This window comes from Halococcus sediminicola, assembly GCF_000755245.1.
Lineage (GTDB): Archaea > Halobacteriota > Halobacteria > Halobacteriales > Halococcaceae > Halococcus > Halococcus sediminicola.
On sequence record NZ_BBMP01000005.1, the window covers coordinates 20589 to 33105 of the forward strand.

The 12517-nt window shown below is 57.2% G+C and carries 6 protein-coding genes; 4 read left to right on the plus strand and 2 right to left on the minus strand.

The genetic code is table 11. The features are described from left to right. The gene (locus ACP97_RS02010) at positions 1-471 is read right to left on the minus strand and encodes a helix-turn-helix domain-containing protein (RefSeq protein WP_237561062.1); all 471 of its coding nucleotides are present in this window, start codon (positions 469-471) and stop codon (positions 1-3) included. A 196-nt stretch (positions 472-667) separates the two neighbouring features. Here ACP97_RS02010 and ACP97_RS02015 point away from each other — a divergent pair, with 196 nt between their 5' ends. From ACP97_RS02015 to ACP97_RS02030, 4 genes are read left to right on the plus strand one after another with little or no spacing between them, the layout of a single operon-like run. Then, positions 668-1297, plus strand: coding sequence for a hypothetical protein (locus ACP97_RS02015; RefSeq protein ID WP_049996179.1), 630 nt, complete (start codon positions 668-670; stop codon positions 1295-1297). Between the two features lie 25 nt (positions 1298-1322). After that, complete coding sequence (locus ACP97_RS02020; RefSeq protein ID WP_154019903.1) at positions 1323-2834, plus strand: hypothetical protein; 1512 nt, start codon at positions 1323-1325, stop codon at positions 2832-2834. A gap of 18 nt (positions 2835-2852) precedes the next feature. Next, the gene (locus tag ACP97_RS02025; protein WP_049996181.1) at positions 2853-7484 is read left to right on the plus strand and encodes a helix-hairpin-helix domain-containing protein; all 4632 of its coding nucleotides are present in this window, start codon (positions 2853-2855) and stop codon (positions 7482-7484) included. A 1-nt stretch (position 7485) separates the two neighbouring features. Then, entirely contained in the window at positions 7486-11436 is a 3951-nt protein-coding gene (locus tag ACP97_RS02030) for a type IV secretory system conjugative DNA transfer family protein (protein ID WP_161782608.1), read from the plus strand. Between the two features lie 176 nt (positions 11437-11612). On the opposite strand, the gene ACP97_RS18825 is transcribed toward ACP97_RS02030, so the two are convergent. After that, entirely contained in the window at positions 11613-12305 is a 693-nt protein-coding gene (locus ACP97_RS18825) for a class I SAM-dependent methyltransferase (RefSeq protein ID WP_161782609.1), read from the minus strand. Positions 12306-12517: the final 212 nt, after the last annotated feature.

Consider the following 12517-nt stretch of genomic DNA (forward strand, 5'->3'; position numbering starts at 1 on the left):
TCACACATCCTCGTTCCGAGAACAGCTCTCCTCGTTCACGTCACCATCCGAAGCAGACTCTGCCCCAATCTCGCTTTCGAGGGTTTCGATTTCAGCCCGGAGATGAGAGGTCCATTCAGTGAGTTGGGCATCAAGGTACTCTTTCATCTCCTCGACCGGCGCGGGGTGGTACACGTACCCCTGTCCTCCGTTTTCGAGGGTTTGACGCTCGCGTTTGGCGAGGCTGACCTCGTGGAGTCCTCGGAGCGACCGGGCGACATAGCGCCGGTGCTGATCAAGCAGATCTGCAAGCTGGTCAGTAGAGCTGTGTGGCTGTTCTATGAGAGCGAAATACGCGCGAATCTCGCCTTGCTTGAGATCGAAGATTGCCCGTACGACCTCTTGTGAAGTCTTGTTAGGCTGTGCAAACAGTTGACTCAGATCGGGATGGAAGTCTGCTAGCGAGGCCGAGTCGGCTTTGGTATCAGCCATATCTCCCTCTTTCTGCCAATGCAGGATGTGAACTGTGCGTTGTATATTTTGATATTCATTTAAAACTGTCATATCAGGCCCCCAATGATCAGGAATATATGTAGTTCAAAACACACTCGAATAGATTTTATCCTGTAATGGGAGAGAGGGAGAACATCGACACCGCAACCGGAGGACGGTGTTCGAAGAAACAACTATGTTAAACGAAAACTCGCGCGAGCACGTCGAACTGTTCGTCGAGAAGGCAAAAGAGCGGTACCCACGCCTCGCAGCACTCGTCGCCCGCCTCGCTGCAGTGTATCACCGCACACCGGTTGATGCTGACCGTGAAGCAACGCTCCGTCGATACGTGCGCGTGCCCGGACTCGTGGTGATCGGTCTGTCGATGTTGGCAGTGCCGGCTGCGGCCCAACTCGATCAGGTCGGCCAAGCGCTCTGTAACAACGGCATCGGTCAGATTCTCTCGATCGTGTTTGCCGCTGCTACCCTCTATTTCCTCTTCAAAGCCATCTTCAGAGGAATGTCCGGGCTAGACAAGAAGGGATCGAAGAAGCCCCAAACTCAGCAGGAAGGTGACAACCAGTTACTGGGAGCACTCTATTCGGGTGCAGCCGCGTTCGCCCCGCCAATCTTTGCTGCCATCCTCGAAATCATCGGTGTCAGCACGATCTCGTGTTTCGATTTCAACGTCGGCGTGTTCGGAATGGTCATGCCACTGCCAGCCAGCGGCACGCCGCTCGATCCGGTGATCGCTGCTGTCAGCCCGATGGGAGCGCAGGGTCTCTCGTTCGCTGCGCTCGCTGCCGTCGGCTACATCCGCGCCTAACCAACCCGCTCTCTCACCAATCCAGATGTTTGAGTCAGACTCGCGTCGGTCGGCAGTGCAGGTATCCACCCTTCTCGTAGTGCTCTGTATCGTTCTCGGTGTTGCCGGCGGTGTAGTGTTCGTTGACCCGGTGAGCGCACAGGCCGGGAACACAACGAACACGACGAATACCACATCCACTCCCACTCCCGGCGAGCAACTGAGTCGGCTCAATGGGTCGAATACTACAGGGGAAGGTGGAAACCAGACAACGCCGCTTGATGCGTCGAATCAACGTAACCAGACCTCATTCGGCGTTGGCGGGGCGAATCGTGGGGTGGCTGGTGGCAACACCAGTACAAGCGTTTCTGGAAACGGGAGCAGCAGCGGCGGGGGCGGTGGGAAATGCGGTGTGACGAATCCCGGTGCGTGCATTCCCAGTCCCGGTGAAACACTCAGGGAGTTCGTGAATTTCATTGAAAATTCGGTCACGAAGAATGTGCAGAAAGTGGTTGGCGGGTTCAATGATATTTTCGTCGGCATCCCCGCTCCGGGAGACGTCGGCGATCCGAGTACGTGGGCGAGCCCGGAGAATGGCTGGTGGCCGGACATCTACGAAACGTACTACATCTTCATGACGTTCGCTGCGGCCGCTCTTCTGCCTGCGATCATGATTGCGATGGATCGAGCCGATCCCTACCGTCGCGAGAAAGAGTTGAAACGCCTAGCTGGTCACGGCGTGATGATCCTCCTCGGAGCGTTGCTCGTCATGCCGGCTTCGCTTCACCTCTTCGACGCGGTTTCCACATCACTTGCCCCATCGGCGGGTGAGTTCCTTGACTCGGCAGCCGGTTCTGGGAAGCTCAGTATCGGTGTCATTCTCACTGGCGCGCTATCACTTACACAGTCAACGCTCGTCCTCGTCGGTCTCGCAGTCATCGTCATGATCTACGTAGCGATTCATATCCTCGCGGCATTCTGGCCGATCTTTTGGGTCGCCCGTCTTGCACCAGTCTCCTCGATCGAATGGGTTGGTAACGCCGGCATCGCGAGCTTCTATGGGTTGTGTTTCCTGCGCGTATTGCAGTCGGGGATGCTACGGTTCCTCTTCGGTCTCTCGTGGGACCCTATTGAAGCTGGCATCGCAACGGCATTCGGATCGGTCCTGCTCACCATCGTCGGCCTTGTTTTCGTCTTCATCATCTTCCCGAAGGCGTTCGCTCGAAAAGGCGTCCCGGCGTCAGCGATGGTTTCGGGCGGGTCGCAGGCGATGAAGAAAGCGCCCGAGCGCTACGAGAACTCTCGTGAACGCATTGGCAATGTCCAACAGCGACTAGAGGGCATCCGTGGGGATGGCAGCGGGAATTCCACCAGAGGCAGTACGACCAGCGAGAGTTCGACACAGGTTGGATCAGTCGGTTCGACAGCGGCATCGAACAATCATCACGGTGGGTCTGTTCGGCGCGTTGGCGAGGTAACGAGCGATAAACTCCGCGGTGGCGTCGATGCATCACAGGTTGAGCGCCGCCGCCACGACATCCACGACCAGTTGGATTAATCACAGCTTATCACACCAATGAGTAAGGCAATCCAGAACTCAGACGACGAAGAAACGAATCGGAGTCCGGCACAGATCATCCCGCGCCACGTCGATACCGCGATGAAGGTCAACGGGTATCCCGTGAAGAAATTCGTTATCGGGTTCCTTCCGGCGGGGATCTGTGCGCTCGCGGGCGTTCTCACGGTGCTCATGAGTGGCCCTGCACTGCTCGCGGGGGTGTTCGTGTTGGTGTTCGCGCCGGTAGCACTCGTTCTCGGCGGCTGGGTCGTCATCAAGTCGAACTGGCATACGCCACCGCGTGAGCGCTTGCGAAACTGGCGGCGCTACCGCCGACTTCGGCGGTCGATGCTATGGAATCATTCCGAGACGGTTGCTCACGACCTCGCTGGCCTTGCTGAGATCTACGATGACGGGACAGCCCGGATGACTGACGGTCGTGTCGTCGGGCTGGCTGACATCAGCGGGCGGGCAACCGACCGAATGACTGAGTTTGACGCGAACGAGATCGTGAACCAACTCGGTGGACAGTTCGACGAGACGATCAAGAACTTCGGGTTTCGGTTTTACACGACCACGCTGCATACGTCGGATACGGACGCGCTCACGAAATCGTACCACGAGGCCGCACGGAGTGAGCGCCTTGAGGATCGTGTGTGGACATACGTGCGCGCGATCTGTCGGTCACTCGCGCAGTGGCGAAGCACCACTGACGATCCTGCATGGGACGCACCCGACCGTCGGCATTACATTGTCGTCGAGGCGACAGATGACGACGCCCGTTCACTACCTTCGCCGTCGATACGCGCTCGGCTGAATCCGTTTCACTCATCGGAGGATGTGACCGAACGGCAGCGCCGTCGGGCTGCTAAGCGTGAATTGCTCTCGCGGCTCTCGAATGTTGAGGGGGCTATCAGTAACGTCGAGGGACTCTCGGCCGAGCGTATCTCGCCGGACGAACATGCACAGATACTCCTTGACTATTGGACCGGCGAGAATCACGCTCCCGACGACGAACTCGAACACGCCTTCCGCCGTGAGCATACCGGACCGACCGTCTGGCCGCCTGCACGAACCCAGAGCACACCGGATAGTGACGTTCCCATGCCAGGGGATGAGCGCGAGGACGCTGCCGGTGTGACTCAAGGTGAAGACGGAGACTCAGACAACGATCAAGAGGGCGAAACAATGCGTGCTCCGGGCAACCGAACGGCCCGCGAGCGCCTGTTTGGACTATTCGACGGGGTTGCCAGCAGCGACGAAGCGAGCGGTGCTGACCATGTGGGACTATCATCTGAGGACGAGACGCCAGCCCAGCGGTTGCTCGCTCCCGGTATCTACGACGTGACCCGCGATTACGTGCGCGTCGGTGACCAACTCTGTCGTACCTACTGGATCAGTGAGTGGCCGGATGAACCCGATTCGCTGTATTGGAAACCCATCTACACGCTGTTCGGCGCTGAACTGGATGGGGGCGACCTCAATCCCGAGACGGACATTCCAGTCGATCTGGACGTGTCTATCCACGTCGAACCAGAGGACCGAGACGCCGTAATGAAAGAACTCTCGAAACAGTGGGGATCAATCGGTGCCGAAGGCGTCCAGCGTTCCGAGGGTGGGGGCGATGTGACCGCTATCGGTGTCGATTCCGATCAGGACATCTACACTCAGATGTACGAACTGCTGCGAACGACGAACGTTCAGCCGTGGCGCGTCAGCGCCTACGTGACTGTTCGTGCCGGACAGAAGCAGGCTATCGAGCAGTTCGAAGACACGCTCCGCGACTACGCCTCGCTAGATGCTGCGAAACAGGACGCACTCCGCGTGCGCTCTGAGCAGATTACCGATATGCTCGAAGCCGCGCCAACGAACTGCTATCCCGTCATGGCCGGCGACCTCCACCATGCGGCCTTCGAGTCAGGGTCGCCAACCGGCCGAAACGCCTTCGCACAGATCGGCCGGCGCGATCTCAAAACTCAGTGGATGCTCGGCGACGGCGTGGCAGCCCTGTTCCCGCCCTGTTCCGATACCATCCAAGAAGAGGAAGGCATCGAATGGGGGCGTAACGAGCAAGACGGACAGGTCATCAAGGCGAACCCGTTCGAGCGGGGTCTCGCTCCGCACATCATCACTATCGGGACCTCTCGGTCAGGGAAATCCTACTCGGCACAGAAAGCGTGTCAGCGCTGGTATTCCGAGGGTAAAGACCGAACGCTCATCGTCCTCGACACGCAGGGTGAGTTCGATGGACTGACGAAGGCGCTGAATGGCAAGCACATCGTGCTCGGTGGACGGGATGCGGTCAACCCGTTCCATACCGAAGCCCCGCCGGAACACGCGGGCCACACGGGCGGACAGATGAGTCCGTTCACGATGAAGGCCGACAGCATTGTACAGTTCATCAAGGCGCTTGTCCGCACGCAAGGGTACGACCCGTCGATCTTTCACAACACGATTGAACAACTCGTGCGTCGGACGTTGATCGAGGCGGGAGCCGACCCGCGAGACCCCTCATCACTCGCCGATGCGGACGCGACCATGCGCGATTTCATCGAACTGTCCGAGAAAGTGATGGACGAGCCGAGTTCGCTCACTCTCGGCACTCACGACAAAGAACTCGGCAAGAAAGCTGAGAAGATCGCCGAGTTGCGTGACGCGCTCGGCGGGTTCATGGAGGGCCAGAAATACGAGTATCTGCTCGATGAGGACGCGACCGGCCTCATGGACGATGACGTAGACATGGCCTACTTGGACCTCCGACAGTTTCGGGATTCGAGTTCGGCAGAGAAGTCGGCCATGTTCCGGCTCATGCTCGATCAGGTCAACCAGAAGGTCAAGCGCACGTCCGGAGAGACGATTTTCCTGATCGACGAGGCGCACTTCTTGCTTCACTCCGAGGAGATGGTGAACTGGTTGCAGAAAGCTGCCCGTGAGTGGGCACGCTACGATGCTTGCCTCTGGTTTTGCTCGCAATCGCCGCGCGAGTTCATCGCTCAGACCACGGGCGATGATGGCGAGAACAAACGCCGGACGATCTACGAGCAGTGTTCGACGGTGCAGTTCTTCCGCACACGAGGTCTCGATACTGATGACGAGGAAGACGACATCCTACCGAAGTTCGGGCTGAACGAGAGACAGGTGAAGCACGTCAAGAAGGGGATGCACCCGGGCAAGGAAGGCGACTACTCCCAAGCACTCATCCAGTTTGACGACCGGCCTGAAAGTTGGTTCCCGCTTCATATTGAAGCATCACCGGTCGAGGATGCTATCTGTACGTACACGCCGCGCGAAGACGGTGACTTCGCGGCGTACATGGAGGCACAATGCGGTATCGAGCCGCCGGAGGAGAGTGGTTATACGCCGCCAGCAACTGCTGTTCCAGTTGTTCCCGACCCAGCAGAGGATGATGAGGAGTCATCACCAGTGGCTACAACCACTCCAACGGCGACCGCGGACGGTGGGACGCTGACTGGCCCAGTCGGCAACAGCACGAACGAGAGCGGTATCGATGCCCGGCGAGCCACCGATACGGACGCGGCCCATGATTTGCTCACCGTGGACCCGAGTACTCTCGGCGAGCGCTCTGGGTCAACTAACCATAGCAGAACAAGCGTTGAGCAGACAGAAGCCGCATCGCATGACGACAACGCTGACGGCAACAATGCGCCCGACGCCGGCAACGGTACTGACTCTGAAACCTACGAAGGATCGGACTGGGTGGATGATGCTGCTCTGTACGATGTACACGCTGAATCTGAGCGAGAGGACAAAGATATGGCGCCCACGGGAACCACGACGGCTGCCACTCCTGCTTCGACGCCCAACGCTACCGAATCAGCGGAGACGAGTGACGCAAGGACACGAGAAGGACTAGACACAGAGACGGAGAGCGAGCAGGACCCAAGTTCTGATGAATCCGCGAGTGACGGCGGTTTGAGCGAGAGTTGTGAGGAAGAAGATGCGGCTGTTGAAGAACCGAACCGGGAAACCGAGGTGAGTCGGCGAGGGCTACTGAGCCGGTTCAGAGGCAGCATTAGTTCTGCTTTCGATCATCCGGCTACCGAAAAATCCCAGCTAGACGTCACTGACATCGGTATCGTGGATGCAGAGAAAGCCACGGTGCTACGCGAAGCAGGCTTCGAGACGGTCACAGAGGTCTATACGGCTGAATCGACCGCACTCACAACAGTCGAGGATATCGACGAGACGAATGCTACCTACATTCAGGACGGGGCCGAGCAAGCGCTGGAGGCTTCGGCTGTGTCTATGCCTGCCGATGCTGGTAAGGTCCACACGGAGGACGCTCACGGTTCTGAAACCAACGGGACCAGTGAGCAGTCAGTCGAGGAAGCACAACCTCCGGATGTTTCCGACGGCGATGAGAGCGCCGATGCAGCCGAGCAAACGTCCGAGAGCACCGACAACCAGCCTGTGCTCACGGATCTTCAGCAGGTCGGCGACAACCGGGCCGATGAAATCCACAGGGCGGGCCTCAAGACTGTCCAGGACGTGGCGACAGCCGATCAGAACGCGCTGACCAATGTCGAAGGTATCGGCGAGGCACGGGCCGAGACGATTGCCGAGAGTGCGAATACTCTGATCAGCGACCAATCGGATGGCGGGGTAGCCGATGCTGGAGGTGATGGGTGAGATGAGCGACAGCGACATCGGTGATCCTACTAGTTACGCCGGAGGTGCCGATACTGGCGGTCTCGGAAAATCCTATTCGGCCGCGGACTACGCAGCCAGTGAAATCACACCAGAAATGGCCGCAGAGCTTGCTCCACCGAACGACGTAGAGCAGGCCATCTCCGTGCGGCCTCATCGTGATAACGGTGGGATCGAAGCGATGATCGAAGTCCTGGAATCGCTGCACACGGTCGAAACCACTCGAAAGGGCCTCCGCCGCCGCACGGTCAACGTCTCTCCCGCCCACGCAGCCGAGATACGGTACACCGCCGACGAGAGCGGCGAAAGATCACTGTCTCTTCAGTACGTTCCAGGCAGTCAATCGCTCGCCGGAACCTTCGAGGGGCAGCTGCAGACGCGCTACGATGAATCGTTATTTGACCGGGCCAATCCTGCGCTCTTGCCGGTCAAACAAACCACTGCTGCCGACGAATCCAGTGGTGCCAACGGAGAATCCGCCTATATCTCAGGCGCAACACTCGCGCTTCGCAAATACACGCTCTTCCCGATCAAGAATGTTTCATTGCCGGGCTTTCGTTCCGACCCGACCGGTGCGATTATGCAGGAGATGGTCGACTCACAGGATGATGTAGCGCCAGACGCGGATGTCGTGGTCCAAATCATGTTTCGACCCGAAGATCGCGGGTGGCGACAGGGCGTGTCCGGCGGTCATGGGCTTACTGACGGAGATGACCCGAATATCACTGGTGAGCTATCCCTTCAAGAGCTCTCGTTCAACCTCCGACAGCCGACTATCAAGAAAGAGCGGATGACGTTCACCAAGGAGAGAGTTGAGTATCCTGCCTCGAAGGTAGACAAGAAAATCGCCAATCTTCTCGAGGAGCAGCAGGGCGAGAAAGGCTGGCATCTGTGCTTGCGTGTGTTCGCGCTCTCGGAAGACCCCGAGGTAGCGAAACGGCGTGCATCCAAGACCGCCGGGATGTTCGAGAACTTCTACGAAGCCAATAGCGAGCAAACATTTGTCCCTCAGCCAATCAACCAGCGCGACCTCACTGACGAGTACGCTGACGCGGCCGCACGAGAATTCGAGGAGACAGGTATCGTCAAAGCACAGGGCGAGGTCGCCGGTCTCGTGAACATCCCCGAAGCGAAGGACATTGCCACGAACAAGATGCGGTGGTCGCTCACGAAACCCGGCGACGGTGTGCCACCGAAAACCCCGCGCTTCCCGTTCGATGATTACGGAGTCGCCAGTGCGAGCGACCACCTCAAACAGACAACGATCTTCGACGCTAGCAATCCGGGCGACCCGTTTTACTTTGGATGGGGGGCAAAGCACGGCACTGAGGCTGGCATCTTTTCAAAATTCTTGGATGCACACATGTTTATCGCCGGCCGCACTCGATACGGGAAAACAGTCCTCACCGAGCATTTCTGCTCACAGGTATTCGAGCGCGGCGAGGGCGGTCTCGTCATTGATCCGAAAGGCGATGACGCGGATGATTTCATTCGAGAATGGCCTGATCACCGCGATGAAGACGATCTGATTGTGATGGACCTCGGGCTGAATCCCGAGGATGAACCCTACGAGAACATTCCTCGGTTCAACTTTATGGAGATACCGCCGGGGTATGACCCTGACTCGCGGTTCGCGTCAACGATGATCGAAGCTCTCGCCGACGATATCGCCGCGATGGTTGCTCAGTCCGGTGGCTCCGAAAAGTACCTCGGCGCTCTCATGAAGCGCGTAACCAAGACCGTCTCGAGAGGATTGCTACGCTCCGGCCGTGGGGTGAGCCTACTCGATCTTGCCTGCGCGTGTTCATCGCAGACTGGGCTCTCTGAGTTCTCGCGCTGGATGGACGACGAGCGCATTACGTTCATCCGAGAGACCGCCCACCGCTTCGAGGAAAAGGAGGATGCGGACCTCGAACCGCTCGCCGGCCGGATGGACGAGTGGATTCATAACGACGCCATCCGCGACCTCATTTCCGCACGTGACCCGTCGTTTTCGATTCACGAGGCTGTTGAGGAGGGGAAGGTCATCGTGCTCCGGTTCGCTAAAGGAGCAGGCGAAACCGAGCGCCGACTGCTCACCACAGCACTCATTCGGCGAACATACGCCTCGAAGCGTGTCTGTGATAACGATAGTCCGTTCTATCTGGTTTGTGACGAATTCGACAAGATAGCTACTGAGGAATCCAATCTCCATACGATTCTCTCAGAAGCGGGCGGCCACAACTATCGCTGCGTGATGGCCTGTCAGGCTCCCGGCAACCAGCTTCCTGGCCGGCTGAAAAACACCGTTGGCAACCAGTGTGATACGTTCCTCACGTTCAATCCAGGCACGAAAAACGCTGATTTCGTTGCCGAACATCACTCGGTTGAGGCGGAGACACTTCGGGAGATGCCTCGATACAAATGCTACCTCCGTACCCATACCTCGACCGACGACAACACCCACTCGTATCTGGTCAACGCTTTCGAGCCGATTGAAGAAGTGCGTGAGAGTGTGACCGGTGAGACGGGTATGAGCGACGAGGAAGTCGAAGCGCTCAAGCTCCAGTCGATGGAGCGCTACGGCGAACCCATCGAGTCAGCAGAGGAACAGCAGCAAGAATCAGCATTCTACGAGGGCGGGGCAGTCACACCGGGTGAAGGTGGCCCGACATCGCTGAATATGGACGACAAGGAGGTGCGAAATCTTGCCCTGAAAGCCGTCTTCGACGAGAGTATTCGGCAGGGCGACCCCGGTGGGTTCGTCGCGGTCGAGGAGTGTGTCGAGCGGCTGCAGCGGTATCTGCCCGAAGGAGAGACGATCAACGACGCGGGCCGAGCGTGGCGCAACGTCCTTCAGGAAGTCCCCGATGCATACCTCGATAACCGTGAGGTAGACGACCAGATGGAGGTCAGAGCTACCGACCGCGGATTCATGAACGTTGGCGCGTCGGAGAACGATGGGAAAGCCGAGCACTGGGCACCGATGGCGAATGCCTACATTCCGTTCACGCAACTCGGCTTCGTGATGGATATCCCGGCTCAGACAGGCGATGAAATGCCCGACGGTCTCGCAAAGCTCGATGATGCTCTTCAGATCGAGGACATTGACGACCCGGCGAAGATCGCCGACCGAGTGAACGACTACCGGGAATCCAACGAGTTGCTAACCCGTCTCGCTGGAACGAAAACAGCGTATATCGAGTCGGAACACACGACCGGCGCAACCCAGCCCTCCCAGACCATTCGGAATCTAGTGCAGGCGCACAACCGAGGCCATCGCTGCCTGTTCTTCGCCCGCGAAAGCGTTGCCGAGCAGGTCTATAATACGGTAGCGCACGAGCCGATGTGCTGCCGGAGTAACCACCCGGAAAGCGACGAGAAGCGATTCTATACGAGCACGACGACGCTACGAATCGACGGCGAGGAAATGACGCGCCCCGGCGAGGCCGAGAACGTCTGGGTCCACGACACGGAGACTGGTCAGTACATCCTGCGTGACCGAGCGGGGACGGTTCACGCGCGCTTCGACACGCCAGCGGACATCTTTACTGATGCGAGCGCGTATCCTGACGGTGGCAACCGCAACATCAAGCCACCAGTCATCCCCGAGTACGAAATCGGCGGGGAGGACGTAACGAAGATCGAGTGGGACATCATTGTGGTTCCCGAGCCAGAGCGCGACGAGGAAGGCAACGAGAGCACGCTTACGCCGGCCGACCTCAAACTCTACCGAGAGGGGGCGAAGAACATTCCGCTCATTGATCTCACTGAAGACGTTACAGAAGGTGAAAACATCGAACCGAGCGGTGGCAAGCAAGGATCATCAACCAACTCAGAAACCGATGAGATGCCCGGACAAGGCAGAGACGATGATGCAGTCGAATCTACCTCCGAGCAACATGAAGACGAAGGGGATTATCTTGAGGATGCTCTCTCTGGCGTCTTCAACTGATCTGATTATGGGTTAGCGGAAGTCGTCGGAGTTCTCACATCCTAGGTTGGCGACTTGACTTGTTTAAATCGGTGTGCAAGATATAGTGCGCGTATCTTGCATATCGCTTTGGTGTGGGTTTCCGTGATCCGAAAATACCGAATAACACTAATACGAATCTGGAAGTTAGGATACGGCTATTTATTGATTTTTAACTCGTTCAAGGGCCGACCCACAACAACCGTAGTTTGTTGCGTGAAGTACAATTCGTTACCCTGCCAAAATGGACGGGTGCCGCTCAGATTGTCATTCGCATCTTCTTCAATCAAATCCCGAACAGTCTCTGCCTGTGATGTTGATGTTTGTGCTAGATCAAGCCAATCATCCACCTGTTGAACAACAACATCAGAGCCAACAGACGTAACTTCGATATTACACTCGGTGAACAGCTCAAGTAGCTCGCTTCTAGGGAGTGCCCGAACGTGTGACGGATCTCGAAGTTGCTCAAAACGGTTTTGGTACGATGCACGTCCTGGGAATTCACTCACGGTAATATCGTCAACTGCAACTGTGCCCTCAGAGCAGCATATTCTCGACATCTCTTGAAGAACTGTCCCTGGGTTTTCGAAGTGATGAAACGCTAGGCGACAGACAACTATATCGAAACTATTGTCACCAAACGAAAGATCCTCAGCATCCCCTTTCTCAAAGGAGATGTTCTTCACGTTCTGCTCTTGTTTTCTTTCTCTAGCAATTTCAAGAGGAGCCTCTGTAATGTCGATACCAACTACCTCATCACATTTTTGTGCGAATTCGAACGCGACATGGCCGGGACCCGTCGCAATCTCAAGAACCCGCGCTTCAGATGATGGGTCTGCTGCGTTAACCAATCTCTCGATTTTTTTCTGGATCAGTTAGTAAGGAACTGTTTGCGTAATCATCAGCTTGTTTTGTGAATTCCTCGCGGACAGTATTCTTGTGGTCGGTTGATTCAGTCATTGGTGGTATATCCCCTTAGCGTCTCTCAGACGTGGACAAATGCGAAATGTCCACCGACATACGCTAACCGAATCTGATACGCTTCCAATATCTAGACCGGTAA

Excerpts from the sequence above, each read along its gene's own strand:
- ACP97_RS02030 (WP_161782608.1), top strand. The coding sequence starts at position 7,486 with ATGAGCGACAGCGACATCGGTGATCCTACTAGTTACGCCGGAGGTGCC.
- ACP97_RS02020 (WP_154019903.1), top strand. The coding sequence starts at position 1,323 with ATGTTTGAGTCAGACTCGCGTCGGTCGGCAGTGCAGGTATCCACCCTT.
- ACP97_RS02025 (WP_049996181.1), top strand. The coding sequence starts at position 2,853 with ATGAGTAAGGCAATCCAGAACTCAGACGACGAAGAAACGAATCGGAGT.
- ACP97_RS02010 (WP_237561062.1), bottom strand. The coding sequence starts at position 471 with ATGGCTGATACCAAAGCCGACTCGGCCTCGCTAGCAGACTTCCATCCC.
- ACP97_RS02015 (WP_049996179.1), top strand. The coding sequence starts at position 668 with ATGTTAAACGAAAACTCGCGCGAGCACGTCGAACTGTTCGTCGAGAAG.